13 protein-coding genes are annotated in these 16,865 nt (G+C 68.4%); 6 read left to right on the top strand and 7 right to left on the bottom strand.

Annotated elements, in window-relative coordinates; translation table 11 throughout:
• Positions 1-74 precede the first annotated feature (74 nt).
• Positions 75-1,166 (bottom strand): iron-sulfur cluster carrier protein ApbC, encoded by a 1,092-nt coding sequence (apbC, locus tag DIE11_RS04005; protein WP_124621627.1) that lies wholly within the window; start codon positions 1,164-1,166, stop codon positions 75-77.
• 352 nt (positions 1,167-1,518) lie between these two features.
• On the opposite strand from apbC, the gene DIE11_RS04000 reads away from it, so the two are divergent.
• Both DIE11_RS04000 and metG read left to right on the top strand, forming a co-directional pair.
• Positions 1,519-2,160 (top strand): OmpA family protein, encoded by a 642-nt coding sequence (locus DIE11_RS04000; RefSeq protein ID WP_059527561.1) that lies wholly within the window; start codon positions 1,519-1,521, stop codon positions 2,158-2,160.
• A 368-nt stretch (positions 2,161-2,528) separates the two neighbouring features.
• Positions 2,529-4,685, top strand: a complete 2,157-nt coding sequence (gene metG / locus DIE11_RS03990) for a methionine--tRNA ligase (protein WP_124621625.1) — start codon at positions 2,529-2,531, stop codon at positions 4,683-4,685.
• A 118-nt stretch (positions 4,686-4,803) separates the two neighbouring features.
• Here metG and DIE11_RS03985 read toward each other — a convergent pair whose 3' ends face one another.
• A complete protein-coding gene (locus DIE11_RS03985; protein ID WP_124621623.1) occupies positions 4,804-8,850 on the bottom strand; it encodes a translocation/assembly module TamB domain-containing protein in 4,047 nt (1,348 codons plus the stop codon).
• A 28-nt stretch (positions 8,851-8,878) separates the two neighbouring features.
• Entirely contained in the window at positions 8,879-10,705 is a 1,827-nt protein-coding gene (locus DIE11_RS03980) for an autotransporter assembly complex family protein (protein WP_124621621.1), read from the bottom strand.
• A gap of 254 nt (positions 10,706-10,959) precedes the next feature.
• On the opposite strand from DIE11_RS03980, the gene DIE11_RS03975 reads away from it, so the two are divergent.
• The 4 genes from DIE11_RS03975 (at position 10,960) to panD (ending at position 13,551) form a co-directional block, all read left to right on the top strand.
• Complete coding sequence (locus DIE11_RS03975; RefSeq protein ID WP_044849219.1) at positions 10,960-11,148, top strand: DUF3460 family protein; 189 nt, start codon at positions 10,960-10,962, stop codon at positions 11,146-11,148.
• 4 nt (positions 11,149-11,152) lie between these two features.
• A complete protein-coding gene (locus tag DIE11_RS03970; protein WP_059527573.1) occupies positions 11,153-12,025 on the top strand; it encodes a ScpA family protein in 873 nt (290 codons plus the stop codon).
• A 258-nt stretch (positions 12,026-12,283) separates the two neighbouring features.
• On the top strand, positions 12,284-13,123 hold the full coding sequence (gene panC, locus DIE11_RS03965; RefSeq protein WP_124621619.1) for a pantoate--beta-alanine ligase: 840 nt from the start codon (positions 12,284-12,286) through the stop codon (positions 13,121-13,123).
• Positions 13,124-13,164: 41 nt separating this feature from the next.
• On the top strand, positions 13,165-13,551 hold the full coding sequence (panD, locus tag DIE11_RS03960; RefSeq protein ID WP_006484038.1) for an aspartate 1-decarboxylase: 387 nt from the start codon (positions 13,165-13,167) through the stop codon (positions 13,549-13,551).
• 182 nt (positions 13,552-13,733) lie between these two features.
• On the opposite strand, the gene DIE11_RS03955 is transcribed toward panD, so the two are convergent.
• From DIE11_RS03955 to DIE11_RS03945, 4 genes are all read right to left on the bottom strand, one after another.
• Complete coding sequence (locus tag DIE11_RS03955; RefSeq protein ID WP_059603772.1) at positions 13,734-14,393, bottom strand: ParA family protein; 660 nt, start codon at positions 14,391-14,393, stop codon at positions 13,734-13,736.
• 127 nt (positions 14,394-14,520) lie between these two features.
• Positions 14,521-14,934 (bottom strand): DoxX family protein, encoded by a 414-nt coding sequence (locus DIE11_RS03950; RefSeq protein ID WP_124621617.1) that lies wholly within the window; start codon positions 14,932-14,934, stop codon positions 14,521-14,523.
• A 163-nt stretch (positions 14,935-15,097) separates the two neighbouring features.
• Positions 15,098-15,238 carry a hypothetical protein gene (locus DIE11_RS36180; RefSeq protein ID WP_170296487.1) on the bottom strand — a complete coding sequence of 47 codons (141 nt, stop codon included), beginning with the start codon at positions 15,236-15,238 and terminating at the stop codon, positions 15,098-15,100.
• A gap of 81 nt (positions 15,239-15,319) precedes the next feature.
• The gene (locus tag DIE11_RS03945) at positions 15,320-16,825 is read right to left on the bottom strand and encodes a cobyric acid synthase (protein WP_124621615.1); all 1,506 of its coding nucleotides are present in this window, start codon (positions 16,823-16,825) and stop codon (positions 15,320-15,322) included.
• Positions 16,826-16,865: the final 40 nt, after the last annotated feature.

The following is a 16,865-nucleotide window of genomic DNA, read 5'->3' as shown; positions in this document are numbered from 1 at the left end:
GACCCGGGAAAAGTCGCCATGATACCGCGCCTCGCGGCGCCGTAAACAGCGTGAGGCCCCGCCCCGCAAGGGTTTTACGTATTTTGAACAACGATCGACGGGAACTTCGACGTCATATCGCGCGCGCGCTCGGCGATCGCCAGCGCGACCCCGCGCGCGATATCGCGGTAGCGCCGCGCCAGCGCGCCGTCCGGTTCGGCCACGACCGTCGGCGTGCCGCTGTCGGCGCGCTCGCGGATCGCGATGTCGAGCGGCAGGCTGCCGAGCACGTTCACACCGTAATCCCGGGCCATCCGCTCGGCACCGCCCGCGCCGAAGATGTGCTCTTCGTGACCGCAGTTCGAGCAGACGTGGATGCTCATGTTCTCGACGATACCGAGGATCGGAATCCCGACCTTCTCGAACATCTTCAGGCCCTTCTTGGCGTCGAGCAGCGCGATGTCCTGCGGCGTCGTCACGATCACGGCGCCCGTCACCGGCACGCGCTGCGCGAGCGTGAGCTGGATGTCGCCCGTGCCCGGCGGCATGTCGACGATCAGGTAGTCGAGCTCGCGCCAGTTGGTCTGCCGCAGCAGCTGCTCGAGCGCCGACGTCGCCATCGGACCGCGCCACACCATCGGGTTGTCTTCCTCGATCAGGAAGCCGATCGAGTTCGCCTGCAGCCCATGGCCGACCAGCGGATTCATCGACTGGTTGTCCGGCGACTCGGGGCGCTGGCCGTGAATGCCGAGCATGGTCGGCAGCGACGGACCGTAGATGTCGGCGTCGAGAATGCCGACCGACGCGCCTTCCGCGGCGAGCGCGAGCGCGAGGTTCACGGCCGTCGTGCTCTTGCCGACGCCGCCCTTGCCCGATGCGACCGCGACGATGTTCTTCACGTTCGGCAGCAGCTTCACGCCACGCTGCACCGTGTGCGCGACGATCTCCTGCGACACGGCGACGCGCGCCTCGCGCACGCCCGGCACGGCCTTCAGCGCATCGGCAATGCGTGCGCGCACGTCGTCGTGCTGGCTGCGCGCGGGATAGCCGAGCACCACGTCCACCGCCACGACGTCGCCGTCGATCGCGACGTTGCGCACGCCCTTGTTCGCCGCGTACGGACGGCCGGTATTGGGGTCGACGACAGCCGCCAGTGCGGCGTCGACTTGTGCCCGGTCAATGCTCATTGAAACTCCGTGAAAACGTTTTTCTCGCGCGCAAACGTCAAGAAATATCAAATAACGCTGCGAAAATCGGGAAAAGTGAAAGAATCTGTTGCACGCCATTGCGCGAACGCGCGCGTCGGAGCAATCTTCGCGTGCGGCATGCTATAGGGCCAAATCGGCCACCAACCGCCTATATTGTAGAGGCTGATGCGTCGCCCTGTCCGGAACAGCCCCGCTGGCGAACAGGGCATGCGGCCGCCTCGGCGGCTGCCGCGGCACGGGCCGGCCCTTCCTTTTTCGGGCGTCCGTGCAGGGAGCCGTAACTGTTGTTTGTCGTCGTTGTCGACTCGTTCAACCAAGAGAGGAATTCAAGATGAACATGAAAATCGCGACTCGCCTGTCCGTCTTCGCACTCGCCGGCGCGCTGCTGGCAGGCTGCGCCACGCAGCAAGGCAACAATACGGCCGTCGGCACCGGCACGGGTGCGGCGCTGGGCGCGGGCATCGGCGCGCTGGCCGGTGGCGGCAAGGGCGCGGCGATCGGCGCGGGCGTCGGCGCACTGGTCGGCGGCGTGACGGGTTACAACTGGCAAGCGATCAAGAACAAGCTCGCGCCGTCGGCAGCCAAGACGGGCACGCAGGTGACCGAGCAGCCGGACGGCTCGCTGAAGCTGAACGTGCCGAGCTCGGTGACGTTCGCGACGAACCAGTACGCGATCACGCCGGCCTTCACGCCGCTGCTGAACGACCTGGCCACGACGCTGAACCAGAACCCGCAAGTGACGGCATCGATCGTCGGCTACACGGACAGCACGGGCTCGGCACAGCTGAACCAGACGCTGTCGCAGAACCGCGCACAGAGCGTCGTGAACGCACTGGTGCAGCGCGGCGTCGCCGGCGGCCGCCTGTCGGCACAAGGCATGGGCCCGTCGAACCCGATCGCGGACAACGCGACCGAAGCCGGCCGTGCGCAAAACCGCCGCGTCGAGATCTACCTGCGCGCAGCACAGCAGTAAGCATCGCCGCGAGAGGAGAAAACGGGGGCACGCGCCCCCGCCGCACAAGGCTTCCAGCGGGATCCGTAACGAATCGAAAAAAATTTCGAACTTCTGTCGCGGCCCGCGGTCTGTCTTTACGGTACGCGGCTGGCGCAGCCGGCGCGTCACCATTCTCCTCTTGTCGTTGTTGCTCCGGGGCCGAATCCGCCCCGGTTTTTTTTGCCCGGAATTCGTATGCTGCGCCGCAGCATTGCGCCACCGGGCAAGCCGCCACGGCGGCCCCGCCCCTTCCTGCGTCCGCGCCATGGCGCCCGCGCCGGCTGACCTGCCCGCGCCCCTGCTAGAATCGCAGTTTCCGTCGTTTCCGCCGTTCTTCTACAGACCCTATGTCCGCATCCGACCTCACTTCCGTGCAGGCTGCGGCGCCGCAAGGCAGCCGCCAGATCCTCGTTACGTCCGCACTGCCCTATGCCAATGGCCAGATCCACATCGGCCACCTGGTCGAGTACATCCAGACCGACATCTGGGTGCGGACGCTGCGAATGCACGGCCACGAGGTCTACTACATCGGCGCCGACGACACGCACGGCACGCCGGTCATGCTGCGCGCGGAGAAGGAAGGCCTGACGCCGAAGCAGTTGATCGACCGCGTGTGGACCGAGCACAAGCGCGATTTCGACAGCTTCGGCGTGTCGTTCGACAACTTCTACTCGACCGACTCGGACGAGAACCGCGTGCTGAGCGAGAATATCTACCTCGCGCTGAAGGAAAACGACCTGATCGCCGAGCGCGAGATCGAGCAGGCGTACGACCCGGTCAAGGAAATGTTCCTGCCGGACCGCTTCATCAAGGGCGAATGCCCGAAGTGCCACGCGAAGGACCAGTACGGCGACAACTGCGAAGTGTGCGGTTCGACCTATCTGCCGACCGAACTGCTGAATCCGTATTCGGTCGTGTCCGGTGCGACGCCGGTGCGCAAGACGTCGACGCACTATTTCTTCCGCCTGTCCGACCCGCGCTGCGAGTCGTTCCTGCGCGAATGGGTCAGCGGCCTCGCTCAGCCCGAAGCCACCAACAAGATGCGCGAATGGCTCGGCGACGCCGGCGAAGCCCGCCTCGCCGACTGGGACATCTCGCGCGACGCGCCGTACTTCGGCTTCGAGATCCCGGGCGCACCCGGCAAGTACTTCTACGTGTGGCTGGACGCGCCGGTCGGTTATTACGCGAGCTTCAAGAACCTGTGCGACCGCAAGGGCATCGACTTCGACGCGTGGATCCGGTCGGGCTCGACCGCCGAGCAGTACCACTTCATCGGCAAGGACATCCTGTATTTCCACACGCTGTTCTGGCCGGCGATGCTCGAGTTCTCGGGCCATCGCACGCCGACCAACGTGTTCGCGCACGGCTTCCTGACGGTCGACGGCGCGAAGATGTCGAAGTCGCGTGGCACGTTCATCACCGCGCAGAGCTACATCGACACCGGCCTGAACCCGGAATGGCTGCGCTACTACTTCGCCGCGAAGCTGAACGCGACGATGGAAGACATCGACCTGAACCTCGACGATTTCCAGGCGCGCGTGAACAGCGATCTCGTCGGCAAGTACGTGAACATCGCGAGCCGCGCGGCCGGCTTCCTGCTCAAGCGCTTCGACGGCCGCGTGCAGGACAGCGCGATGAACCATCCGCTCGTCGCGAAGCTGCGCGATGCGATTCCCGCGATCGCCGCGCACTACGAAGCGCGCGAATACAGCCGCGCGCTGCGCCAGACGATGGAACTCGCTGACGAAGTGAACGCATACGTCGACGGCGCGAAGCCGTGGGAACTCGCGAAGGATCCGGCCAACGCGGTCGCGCTGCACGAAACCTGCAGCGTGAGCCTCGAGGCATTCCGCCTGCTGTCGCTCGCGCTGAAGCCGGTGATGCCGCGCGTGGCCGAAGCCGTCGAGACCTTCTTCGGGATCGCGCCGCTCACGTGGGCCGACGCCGCGAAACCGCTGTCGTCCGCGCAGCCGATCAAGGCGTACCAGCACCTGATGACGCGCGTCGATCCGAAGCAGATTGACGCGCTGCTCGCCGCGAACCGCGATTCGCTGCAGGCCGAGGCCACCGGCGCCGCTGCCGCGAGCGCGGCCAACGCCGCGAAGGAAGGCAAGAACGCCAAGGCGAACGCGAAGGCCGCCGCCGCGAACGGCGCCGACGACGGTCCGATCTCGATCGACGATTTCGCGAAGGTCGACCTGCGCATTGCGAAGATCGTCGCGTGCCAGGCCGTTGAAGGCTCGGACAAGCTGCTGCAGCTCACGCTCGACATCGGCGAGGAAAAGACCCGCAACGTGTTCTCGGGCATCAAGTCCGCGTACCAGCCCGAGCAGCTCGTCGGCAAGCTGACGGTGATGGTCGCGAACCTCGCGCCGCGCAAGATGAAGTTCGGGCTGTCCGAAGGGATGGTGCTCGCCGCGTCGGCCGCCGACGAGAAGGCCGAGCCGGGCCTCTACATCCTCGAGCCGCACAGCGGCGCGAAGCCCGGCATGCGCGTGAAGTAAGCAGCACGCGCCGCCCGTTGCGCACGAAAGCCCCGCACGATGCGTGCGGGGCTTTTTTCATGCACGACGACGGTGCGAGTCGCGACGACGATTCCGATGCGCGTCGCAGCGCGTGCCGTCATCGCCGGCTGAACCAGCGATCGAAGCGCCGCGTGTAGTTCAGGTCGACGCCCTGGAACGTGCCGCCATATGCAGACACGGACCAGAAGCGCGTCAGGTTGATCGTCGCCTTGAACGCGTTGCTCGCCGACTGCAGGCCCTGCTCGAAGCCGAGCACGAAACGCTCGTTGATCGCCTTCGAAACCTGGATGACCTGCGGATCGGTCAGACCGACGTCGCTGCGGCCGATCGAGAATTCGTCGAGGCCGAAGGTCTGCGCGACGCGCTTGCCGGTCACGCTGCCGAGCAGCGCGAGCGCCGCCGTCATCGTGCCCTGCTGGCCGACGTTGTTGCCCTGGTCGGTGCCGTGCCCGAACAGCAGCCACGACAGCTTTTCGTTGTCGGTGACGTTGGGTTCCGACACCAGCTTGACCGTCAAAGCCTGGATCGTGCCGGTGACCTGCACCCCGGCCTCGACCTCCTGGTTGCGCCGCATCGCGAGGATGTTCACGCCCGGATTCGACACGGGGCCGTTGAACGTGAAGAAGCCATTCTCGACCGCGAGCTTGCGGCCGAACGACGTGTACGTCGACCCTTCGGTCACGCGCACGTTGCCGATCGCGCGCAGTGGCACGCCAGGCGCGCTCATTACGGTGATCGTGCCGCGCAGCCCGAGATCCGCGCCGTGTCCCTTGAAGCGGAAGTTGTTGCCGAGGCCGATGTCGATGTTCGCGCGCGGCGCGAGCGACGGCGCCGGCTTGTCCTCGACCTTCTGCGGCTTCGCGACCGCCGTGCCGGTCGGCGTCTCGCCGCGCACGGTCCCGTCCGGTCGCACCACGACGACATCGTCGGACAAGTGCGGCGCCGCGTCTTCCGGCAGGTCGAACAGCGCACGGTCGACGACGAACTTGCCGTCGATCGACAGCGCGCCGCGCGGCCCGTCGTTCGCGACGGTCGCCTTGCCCGACAGCGACAGCTTGCGGTCCGGCGCCGCGAACAGTTCGAGTTTGTCGGCGACGATGCTCGCGGTCAGGTCCGGCGCCTCGCCGTCGAGACGCACACGGCCGATCGCGCGCAGCGTGCCGTCGCCGCCATGGAACTCGACCTGCTGGAATTCGACGAGGTTCTCCGCGAGCTTCACGCGCACGATGCCGTCCTTCAGCTGCACGCCCTGGTCGACGAGCGTCGCGGACAGATCGTCGCCCGTCAGCATGCCCGACACGTTCGGCTTCACCGGCGTGCCAGCGATCGTCAGCTTCAGCGCCGCGCGCCCGCCGAGCAGGTAGCTCGGCCCGAACAGGTTGCCGGTCGCCTTCAGCGACGGGATGTCGGCGTCGATGCGGCCCGCCAGCGGGCCGTCGTCGACGACGCCGAACACGCCGTCGCGCAGCGCGAACGGCACGGTGACGTTCGCGTCGAGCGTGCCGACCCGGTTCGCCTTCGCCAGCGCCACCACGTTGAGCCGGTTGCCCGGCGCAAAGCTCGCGCGCGCCGACAGGTCGGTCAGCCCGAGCGACGCGATGCCGCGCCCGGTCTCGATCGTCACGTCGCCGCCGCGCCGCTTCACCTGCACGTAGCCCGTCGCGTTCGCGCCGAGCGAGAAATCCCAGTCGGCATCGAGCACGACGTCGGTGCGCACCGGCGACCGCTGGCCCGTCAGCTCCTGGCGGATCTCGAGGAAGCGCGCGACCGACGCGCCGCGCACGGTGCCTGCCGAGCGCATCTGGCCGTGATCGAACACGAACGACTTCAGGTCGATCGCGGCGCCTTCGAGCGTGAGCCGCGTCGCGCCGAGCGTCACGCGACCGGCGCCGGCCGACACGGCGAGCGGCGACTGCAGCGCCACCGCCGGCGTGCCGCGGTTCGCGAGGCGCGTGACGGTGCCGTCCCAGCGCATCCCGTCGCGATTCTCGACCACGCCGCCGTTCGCCGCGAGCGTCAGGTCGATCACGCGGCCGCCGGCCGTCCCGACCGCCGACGCGTCGAGCGTATGCTTCGCGCGCGTACCGTCGAGGTTCGCGCGTAGCGATTTCAATTGCAGCGAGCCTAGCGCGATGTCGGTCGCGTCGGCCGTGAATACGAGCGCACCGTGCGCGCCGTCGCGGATGTCGGCGCGCCCCTGCGCGGCACCGATCCGGTTCGAACCGACCACGACGTGCTGGGCCTTGTAGGTGGCCGTCACGTTCGGATGCGCGAAGCTGCCGGTCAGCTCGCCCTGCGCCTGCACGAGGCCCTGCACGCCGAAGCCGAGCCGGTCGAGCTCGGGCGCGTCGACGACGAAGCGCAGCCGGTCGCCCGGCGCGCCGAAACTGCCGCGCAGGTCGACGTGGTTGCCCGCGATCGTCAGGTTCGCGTTGCTCGGCAGGATCCGCGCGCCGACGAGCTGCACGACGCCGGCGCCGGTCAGCGGCACGCCGTCGTAGAGGCTGTCGCCGAGCTTGAAGGTCGCCTTCGTCGACACCTGCGGCTCGAACGCGCCGGAGGCCGTCAGCGTGCCCGATACGCGCGTCTCGCCGCGCCTGGCCGGCGCTTTCGCTGCTGCCTTCGCCGTTCTGGCGGCCGCCTTGCCGCCGCCCGCGCCCGGCGCGCGCATCGCGGCGAGCAGCAGCGGATCGAACGCGGTCAGCGTCGCCTTCGCGTCGTAGCTCGAATGCGCGTCGTGACGGAACACGCCGGTCAGGTCGATACGGCCCTTGCCCGCCGTCACGCGCGCATCGGTCAGCACCGTCTGCTGCCGCGTCAGCGCGACCTTCGCACGTGCGCCGAGCGCAAGCTTCGGATCGTTCAGGTTGAAGTCGACGGTCGTCACGTCGCCGGCGAGCGTCACGCCGAGCGGCCCGCCGAGGCGCATCGGCCGCAATTCGGCGACGAACGCATTGAGGTCGAGGTTCGCGACCTTCAGGTCGAAGCGGCCCTTGCCGTCCGTCAGCGTGCCGTTGCCGGTCACGCTGCCGTCGCGGATCAGTTTCAGCGCGAGGCCGTCGATCCGCTGCGCGTGCGCGTCGAGATTGACGGTCGCATGGGCGTCGACGACGGGCAGCAGGTGCTCGCCGAGCGTGCCGGGCTTCGCGTTGACGATCGACACCGGGCCGGTCACCGCGAAACCCTTCGCCGGTGCGGCGCCGGCCGGCGCGGTCACGGGCGCCAGCTCCGCGCGCACCGCGAGATCGGCGGCCGGCGCGCCCGGCGCGATCGCCTGCGGGTTCACGTGATCGAACGCGAGCGACGCACGCGTGAGCGGCACCGCGCCGAACGGCGCGGCCTCGACGTGCGCGCGCCCGTTCAGCTTCATCCCGCTCGCGGCGACGTCGGCGACGAGCGCTTCGAGCGAACCCGATACGTTCGCGCTCGCGTTGACCGGTTCGTTCGCGAGCTTGCCCACGTAGGTCGCGTTGCCCGTCAGCGCGAACGGCTTCACGCCGTCGAGCTTCGCGCGGGCGGTCAGCGCGCCGTACGGTGTGTCGACGCCGTCGAGCGCAAGTTCATGGTGACGGCCGTCGCTGCGGCCGTTCAACGCGAGATGGTCGAGCTGCGTCGTCGACCCACCTTCGTGAATCGCCAGGTGATCGACGCGCAGGTCGTCGATCCGCAACTGCAGCGGCAGGCTCAGGTCCTGCGGCGTCGCAGCCGGCGTCGACGGACCCGGCGCGATCCGTACATCGATCGTGCCCGCGCGAAGGTAGTCAACGGACAACCGCCACGGCGCGCGGGTGAGCGCCCAGCGGCCGTCGAGCCGGTCGATCCGCACTTCGGTGCCGGCGCCGCCGGGGCTCGTCCACGCGAAGCCGCGCACGCGCACGCCGGTTGCGAGCGAACCGCCTTCGAGCGTGCCCGCCAGCCGGCCGCCCAGCACGCGCACGGCCGCCTGCCACGCGAGCCGCGTGCCGCGCTCGGTCGTCGCCGCGGCCAGCACGAGCCCGGCCGCCAGCACGACGAGCAGCACGACCGTCACGAGCGCCCACGCGGCGATCCGGCCCCCACGCACGCGGCGCGGCGGCGCGTCCGGCGCGCGCTCGGGCGAGTCCGGATCGTTGGGCGGCGGCGTGTCGTTCGGATCCTTCGTCATGCGGTTCGTCGTGGCTCGTGCAACAAGGTCAGAAAGCGATGCCGAGCGTCAGGTACGGGCGCACGCTGTGGTTGCGCAGTCCGTACGCGACGTCGACGTTGATCGGGCCGACCGGGCTGCGCCAGCGCGCGCCGATGCCGACGCCCGGGTAGAACACGCGCTCACCCCACGCATCGGTCGCGGTGCCGATGTCGAAGAAGGTCGCGGCGCCCCAGTCGCGGTTGAACCAGTGCTGGTATTCGGCGGTGCCCGTCATCAGGTACTTGGTCGGCAGCACGGAGCCGTCGACGCTGTTGCCGATGCTCTGGTAGCCATAGCCGCGCACCGAATTCGAGCCGCCCGCGCGAAACAGCAGCGACGCCGGCACGCCGCTCGAGCTGCCGCTCGTGAACACGCCGCCGAGCTCCGCGCGGAACACGAACAAGTCGCGCTTGCCGATCGGCACGTACTGCTGGCCGCGCGCGTAACCGCGGATGAAGGTCTGATCGGTCAGCACGCCCTTGATCGCGAAGCCGGCCTCCGCGTGAATCAGGTTGCCCGAGCGCGGGAACAGCGGATCGTCGACGTTGCGGCGCGTCCATGCCCATTGCGGCACCAGCGCGCGGCTCGTGGTCGGGCCGGCGCCGTTCTGGTCGAGCCGGTCCTGGTAGAACATCAGCGAGTACGCGTAGTCGATGAACTGACCGGTGCGTGTCCGCTGCACGCCGACCCGCGCGCTGTAGATGCGCGTGTCCGACACGTTGGTGTTCGTGTACGACGCGAGCACGCTGTTGGTCCATCCTTTCTCGCCCGGCGGCATCGACAGCTGGACCTGGCCGTACTGCTGGATCTGGTCGAGCCGGCCCGACACGGTGAGCGGCCACGCGGCGCCGAATGTGTCGAGATACGTGTAGGAGCCCTGCACGTGTGGGCCCGTATCGGTCGCATAGCCGACGCCGCCGCGGATGTTGTTGTACGGAAACTCGCTGACCTTCACGTGCACGGGCGTGCGCTCGGGCTTCGCCGTATCGTCGCCGACGTCGATCGCGACGCTCGCGTAGTACGGCGTGTTCTGCAACTGCCGCTGCAGCTCGGTGATCCGCTGCACGTCGTAGATCTCGCCTTCCGACAGCGGATTGACGTTCGTGACGATCTTTTCCGGATAGCGGCGCACGCCGTCGACGTCGACCTTGCCGATCGTAAACGTCGGGCCGCTGTCGAACGTGACGGCCAGCGTCGCGCGCTGCGTGCGTGGATCGACGCGCGCCTCCGACGACGCGATCTTCGCGCCCAGGTAGCGGCGCGACTGCAACTGCCTGAGCGCCGCCCCCTTCGCGCCATCCCAGTCGGACTGCGTGAACGGGTCGCCCGGCTTCAGCGAGAACGCGAAGCGGGTCGCGGCCTCCTGCTTCGGATCCTCGGTGCCGACCGGGCCCTTGAATGCCAGGTCGACCGTCGACACGACGGTCTGCGGCCCCGGATCGACGGCGACGCGCACGTCGCGCTTGCCGTCGCGCGTGCGCACGTCGGTGCGCACGACCGGCGAGAAATAGCCGGCCGTCGCGGTCAGGTCGCGCACCTGCTGCGGCGTGGCGGTCACGAGGAAGTCGAACTGGTCGTCGCTGATGTCGTCGCGCTTGGCGAAGCGCGCGATGTCGAGATGGGCCTCGAGGAGCTTGCGGATCGCGCGCGGCGCGTCGATGTCGACGTCGTACTTCGCGTAAGCCGGCAGCACCACGAACGCGGCGAGACAGCCCACGAGGGCTGCCCGGGCCGCCGCACCGGCGCCGCGCCGCGCGCGACGACCGCGGTGAAGCGCCGCGCGCGGGCTCGCCTCATGCGCCGTATGTGCCTGCTGGTTCACCTGACCCGCCAAATATGACCTCGTCCTCGGTTGTCGTGATTGTGTGGAAAACCCCGTATTTGACCACAGGGCGGCGGCTCTGCCCGCACGGGCACCGCTTTGACGCCGGGACGCAACGAAGCGCGCGCGGGCCCGGCCGGTCGGGCCGCGGGTGTCGGCCAGCGGATTCGACGCGCGATTGCCGCCGGCTGTTCCCCGCGATGCGGTAAAATCCCGCCATCGCGAACCCGGCGCGTCGTGCGCCGCCCGAAACGGAAAGCCAAGCCATGCCGTACCAGTCCGACGTCACGCAATTCCTGAACCAGCTCAAGCAACAGAAGCCGACGCTCGAAGAAGAGCAGCGCAAGGGCCGTTCGCTGTTGTGGGACAAGCAGCCGATCGACCTCGACGAGCGCGCCGAGCAGCAGGAATCGCGCGTGAAGCAAACGTCCTACGTCTACTACCAGAACTTCTGACGACGTGAGCGCCGCCGACGAGGCCAGCGCCGCCCGGCAGGACGACGCGATTGCCGCGCCCGCGGGCGCCGATTCGACGCCCGACACGGTTGACGGTGTCGCGGCGTTCGCACGTCTGTACGGCGAGCCGCTCTTCAAGCTGCCGCAGGATCTCTACATCCCGCCCGATGCGCTCGAGGTGTTCCTCGAGACGTTCGAAGGCCCGCTCGACCTGCTGCTGTACCTGATCCGCAAGCAGAACTTCAACGTGCTCGACATCCCGATGGCGCAGGTCACCGCGCAATATCTGGGCTACGTCGACCAGATCCGCACGTCGAACCTCGAGCTGGCGGCCGAATACCTGCTGATGGCCGCGATGCTGATCGAGATCAAGTCGCGAATGCTGCTGCCGGTCAAGAAGGCCGATACCGGCGAGGAAGCCGAGGATCCGCGCGCGGAACTCGTGCGCCGCCTGCTCGAATACGAGCAGATGAAGCTCGCCGCGCAACGCCTCGACCAGCTGCCGCAGCTCGGCCGCGACTTCCTGCGCGCCGAGGTCTACATCGAGCAGAGCATCACGCCGCGCTTCCCGGACGTCGATTCGGACGACCTGCGCGCCGCATGGGCCGACGTGCTCAAGCGCGCGAAGCTCGTCCAGCACCACAAGATCTCCCGCGAGGAGTTGTCGGTGCGCGAACACATGAGCCTGATCCTGCGCCGGCTGCAAAACGCACGCTTCATGGAGTTCGCCGACCTGTTCGACACGTCGCGCGGCGTGCCGGTCGTCGTCGTGAACTTCATCGCGATGCTCGAACTCGCGCGCGAATCGCTCGTCGAGATCACGCAGGCCGAACCGTTCGCGCCGATCTACGTGCGCCTCGCGTACCTGCCCGCGTAAGGCGCGCCGCTGCGCCCGCGCCACCCCGCACACCGAAATGCACCGCATCCTGCCGCCGGGCCCGCCGGCGCGGCTCGCTCGCGGTGCGCCCGATCAAAAAGTGAACGATCGTACTTTTTTCGATGCGCCCGGCGGCCAAATCCTCTACAATCCGCCGACGCCCGATGCGCCGCCCGCGCGCCGGCGTTCTCCGCTTCGACCCCGACGCCGCTGTTGCGGCGCCAACGCGCGCCTGCGCGAGGAACCCGCTACCCGATCATGAAAGTCATCAGCTCGATCCAGGAACTGCGCGACCAGTTGCGCGGACAGAACCGCACGGCGTTCGTGCCGACGATGGGCAACCTGCACGAAGGTCACCTGTCGCTGATGCGCCTCGCGCGCCAGCACGGCGACCCGGTCGTGGCGAGCATCTTCGTCAACCGGCTGCAGTTCGGCCCGAACGAGGATTTCGACAAATATCCGCGCACGCTCCAGGACGACATCGAGAAGCTGCAGAAGGAAAACGTCTACGTGCTGTTCGCGCCGACCGAGCGCGACATGTATCCGGAGCCGCAGGAGTACCGCGTGCTGCCGCCCGACGATCTCGGCGGGATTCTCGAGGGCGAGTTTCGCCCGGGCTTCTTCGCCGGCGTGTGCACGGTCGTCACGAAGCTGATGTCGTGCGTGCAGCCACGCGTCGCCGTGTTCGGCAAGAAGGACTACCAGCAGCTGATGATCGTGCGCCGGATGTGCCAGCAGCTTGCGCTGCCGGTCGACATCGTCGCGGCCGAGACCGTGCGTGACGAGGACGGCCTCGCGCTGTCGTCGCGCAACCGCTACCTGACGACCGACGAGCGCAAGGAAGCGCCCGAACTCGCGAAAACGCTGCAGCGCGTGCGCGACAGCGTGCTCGGCGGCGAACGCGACCTCGGCAGGCTCGAGCAGACCGCGCGCACGCACCTGGCCGAGCGCGGCTGGGCGCCCGACTACATCTCGATCCGCCGCCGCGCGAACCTGATTGCGCCGAGCGCCGCCGAACTCGAAGCCGGCGAGCCGCTCGTCGTGCTCGCGGCCGCGAAACTCGGCGCGACGCGCCTGATCGACAACCTGGAAATCTGACGGGCCGCCCGCCCTCGCCTCTCACGCATCACGGAGATACCATGCAGCGCCATATGCTCAAATCGAAGATCCACCGCGCGGCCGTCACGCACTGCGAGCTGCATTACGAAGGCTCGTGCGCGATCGACGAAGACCTGCTCGAAGCGGCGGGCCTCATCGAAAACGAACGGATCGACATCTGGAACATCAACAACGGCGAGCGCTTCTCGACGTACGCGATCAAGGGCGAGCGCGGCAGCGGGATGATTTCGCTGAACGGCTCGGCCGCTCGCCGCGCGCAACTCGGCGACCTCGTGATCATCGCGGCGTTCGCGATGGTCGATGAAGCCGAGCTGCAGGCCGGCTGGAAGCCGAAGCTCGTGTTCATCGACGAAGGCAACAAGATCAAGGGCCACCGCGATCACGTGCCGACGCAGAACTGGACCTGATCCACGCCGCGGCCGGCGTGTCGCGACGCGCCGGATCGCTGCCGCGGCGCGCCCACGCGCCGTGACGGCCGGCGCCGCGCAGTCGCATATGCAGGAAGGGCCTGATCCGTCACGATGCCGGATCAGGCCCTTCTTCATTCATCCTGCTGCACCTGGCCTCGCCGGTATTCGGCCATCGGCGATCAAGACGCCTTGGCGACCTTCTCCGCTTTCGGCGCGCGACGCTCGGCCCATTCGACGATCGGCCGCCACTGTTCGAGATCCTTCTCGACGCGGCTTTTCGCGACGTCCCACAGCGTCAGGCCGTGCGCGGCGATCTGCACGTAGTTCTGCGTGTCGCGCACGTAGCCGAGCACCGGCAGCCCGAGCCCTTCGACGAAACGGTGCAATTGGTCGGACGAGCGCGTGCGCGCGTCCACCCGCATCCCGACGATCCCGACCTCGACGCTGCCCTTGCGCACGGCCTTTTCGCCGGCGAGGCGCTCCAGAAACTGCTGGGTCGCGAGAATATCGAACATCGACGGCTGCAGCGGCACGATCACCTTGTCGGCGAGTTGCAGCGCGACGTTCAGCCGGTTGCCGTGAAGGCCGGCCGGCGTGTCGATCACCGCATATTCGAGGCCGCGCGGCGGCTTCGACGGCGCGTCCGGATCGAGACTCCACGCCTCGATCGCCGGCAGGCCGGCCGGCCGCAGGTCGAGCCACGCATGCGCGGACTGCTGCCGATCCAGATCGGCGAGCGCGACCCATGCGCCCTGCGCCGCGAAATAGCCGGCAAGATTGGTGGACAGCGTGCTTTTCCCCACGCCGCCCTTCGGATTTGCCACCACGATGACCGTCATGAATTCCCCCGAAAAAGCCGCGCGGCACCTGCCGCCTGGCAGGCGCCGCTCGATTGCGGATACAGGGAGCGATGATATCGGCAAACGGGGTGTCACCGGAACGGGTTGCGCCGATGCGCGCCCCCTTTCAAGCGGTTCGCGCCGCGGCACGCGATGCGCCGAGCGCGAATGCGCCGCCGCCCAGCAGCGCCTGCACGGCCAGCGTGACGGCCCAGAACGCCGGATATTCCCAGCCGCCGTTCGGCGACGCGAAGCTCCAGCCGTTGGGCAGATGCGCGGACACCGCGCCGAGCATGAACGGCAGCAGCACCAGCGCGGCGATACGCACGCGGAAGCCCGCGAGCAGCGCAAGGCCGCCGGCCAGTTCGACGAACGTCGTCACATACGCGAGCCAGCCCGGCAGGCCGATCGACGCGAAGAACTGCGCGGTGCCGGGCAGCGTGAAGACGAACACCTTCTGCGCGACGTGCGCGAGGTACAGCACACCGAGTGCGACGCGCAGCAGCGTCGCGCCGAGATCGTTCAGGCGATGCGGGTTCATGGCGAATTCCTTCATGAGTGGATGAGAATGGATCGCACTCTATTCGAATCAATTCGACCAATAAACACGCGATACGGCTTTAACTGATTCCCCGCAGGAACGAATTGCGGCGTAAAAAGGGGCATGACCGATCATGCCCCGCTGCCCGTACTGGCTATGAACGTCAGCCGCCGCTTTTGCCTTGCGCGGCGTCACCCGAACCGGCCGGGCCGCCGCCCGGCGCGTACGAGTCGCACGCATGCGCCACCGCCGACGCGCCCAGCAGCGCCGCGAGCAGCATGCCCAACCACCATCGAGCCTTCATCGTCGCGCTCCTTCGGCGGACCTCCGCCCATCTGAGTTGTACACGCTCCGCCGCAAAATGCCAGGCCAGGCACGCCCTGCGTCAGCGGAACTCCGCGTACAGCGCGCTCAGGTCGAGATGCTCGGCGAACGAATCGGCCAGCCGCTCCAGCGACGCCTCGCGCAGCGCCGGATAGTCGATGCGCGCCGCCCCGTCGAGCCCCGCCCACGCGAGGAGTGCCGCACACGCGTCGGGCGCGTCGAACAGCCCGTGCACGTAGGTCGCGAGGATCTGCCCGTCGGCCGACCGTGCGCCGTCCGTGCGCACGCCGCCCGGTGCGTCGCCCGCCGCCAGTTCCAGCGCGGGCGACGCGAGCGCAGAGCCGCGCGTGTCGCCCATATGGATCTCATAGCCGTTCACGGCGGCCGCGCCGGGCAGCGCGAGATGCCCGGTCACGTTCTTCAGCGTCTTGTCCGGCTGCAGCGTCGTGTCGAAGTCGAGCAGCCCGAGCCCCGGCATGCTGCCGGGCGCGCCTTCGAGGCCGAGCGGATCGTCCAGTGTGCGGCCGAGCATCTGCATGCCGCCGCAGATGCCGATCACCTTGCCGCCATAGCGCAGGTGCCGGCGGATCAGCGCGTCCCAGCCCGCGTCGCGCAACCACGCGAGATCGCGCTGCACGTTTTTCGAGCCGGGCAGGATCAGCAGGTCGGCATCGGGCACCGGGCCGCTCTTCCAGTACGTGAACTCGACCTGCGGATGCGCGCGCAGCGGATCGAAATCGGTATGGTTGCTGATCCGCGGCAGCGCGGGCACCACCACGCGCAGCACGCCGGCGTCGCCGCGCAAGGCGGCGGCGCTGCGCGCCTGCGATGGCAGCATGTCTTCCGCGTCGAGCATCAACCCGTGCAGGTACGGGAGCACGCCGAACACCGGCTTGCCCGTCTGCGCGCGCAGCCAGTCGAGGCCCGGTTCGAGCAGCTTGATGTCGCCGCGAAAGCGGTTGATCACGAAGCCGCGCACGCGCGCGCGCTCGCTGTCCGACAGGCACGCGAGCGTGCCGACCAGGTGCGCGAACACGCCGCCGCGGTCGATGTCGGCCACCAGCACGACCGGGCAGTCCACGCGTTCGGCGAAGCCCATGTTCGCGATATCGCCTTCGCGCAGGTTGATTTCGGCCGGGCTGCCCGCGCCTTCGACGAGCACCGTGTCGTAGCCGGCACGCAGCCGCGCGTACGACTCGAGCACCGCGTCGAACGCGACCGGCTTGTAGTCATGGTACGCACGCGCATCGAGGTTCATGCGCGCCTTGCCTTGGATGATCACCTGCGCGCCGCGATCGCTCGTCGGCTTCAGCAGCACCGGGTTGAAATCGGTATGTGGCAAGACACCCGCGGCGAGCGCCTGCAACGCCTGCGCGCGGCCGATCTCGCCGCCATCGGCCGTCACCGCGCTGTTCAGCGCCATGTTCTGCGGCTTGAACGGCGCGACGCGCGCGCCCGCGCGACGCGCGAGGCGGCACAGGCCCGCGACGAGCGTGCTCTTGCCCGCGTCGGAGGTCGTGCCCTGGATCATCAACGTGCCGCGCGGCTGCGGTTCGGGTGCGTTCATCGTATGCAAGGTCGTGGCGAAGCAAAGGCCGCATTATCGC

Origin of the sequence: Burkholderia sp. Bp9012, assembly GCF_003853825.1 — a bacterium.
Taxonomy (GTDB): domain Bacteria; phylum Pseudomonadota; class Gammaproteobacteria; order Burkholderiales; family Burkholderiaceae; genus Burkholderia; species Burkholderia diffusa.
Note: the sequence above shows the minus strand (reverse complement) of the source record. Positions and strands in the feature narration are given on the sequence as shown.

What these genes read in the sequence shown, in the direction of transcription:
- DIE11_RS04000 (WP_059527561.1), top strand. Translation starts at nt 1,519, where the DNA reads ATGAACATGAAAATCGCGACTCGCCTGTCCGTCTTCGCACTCGCCGGC.
- DIE11_RS03950 (WP_124621617.1), bottom strand. Translation starts at nt 14,934, where the DNA reads ATGAACCCGCATCGCCTGAACGATCTCGGCGCGACGCTGCTGCGCGTC.
- DIE11_RS03975 (WP_044849219.1), top strand. Translation starts at nt 10,960, where the DNA reads ATGCCGTACCAGTCCGACGTCACGCAATTCCTGAACCAGCTCAAGCAA.
- metG (WP_124621625.1), top strand. Translation starts at nt 2,529, where the DNA reads ATGTCCGCATCCGACCTCACTTCCGTGCAGGCTGCGGCGCCGCAAGGC.
- panC (WP_124621619.1), top strand. Translation starts at nt 12,284, where the DNA reads ATGAAAGTCATCAGCTCGATCCAGGAACTGCGCGACCAGTTGCGCGGA.
- DIE11_RS03945 (WP_124621615.1), bottom strand. Translation starts at nt 16,825, where the DNA reads ATGAACGCACCCGAACCGCAGCCGCGCGGCACGTTGATGATCCAGGGC.
- DIE11_RS03985 (WP_124621623.1), bottom strand. Translation starts at nt 8,850, where the DNA reads ATGACGAAGGATCCGAACGACACGCCGCCGCCCAACGATCCGGACTCG.
- panD (WP_006484038.1), top strand. Translation starts at nt 13,165, where the DNA reads ATGCAGCGCCATATGCTCAAATCGAAGATCCACCGCGCGGCCGTCACG.
- DIE11_RS03955 (WP_059603772.1), bottom strand. Translation starts at nt 14,393, where the DNA reads ATGACGGTCATCGTGGTGGCAAATCCGAAGGGCGGCGTGGGGAAAAGC.
- apbC (WP_124621627.1), bottom strand. Translation starts at nt 1,166, where the DNA reads ATGAGCATTGACCGGGCACAAGTCGACGCCGCACTGGCGGCTGTCGTC.
- DIE11_RS36180 (WP_170296487.1), bottom strand. Translation starts at nt 15,238, where the DNA reads ATGAAGGCTCGATGGTGGTTGGGCATGCTGCTCGCGGCGCTGCTGGGC.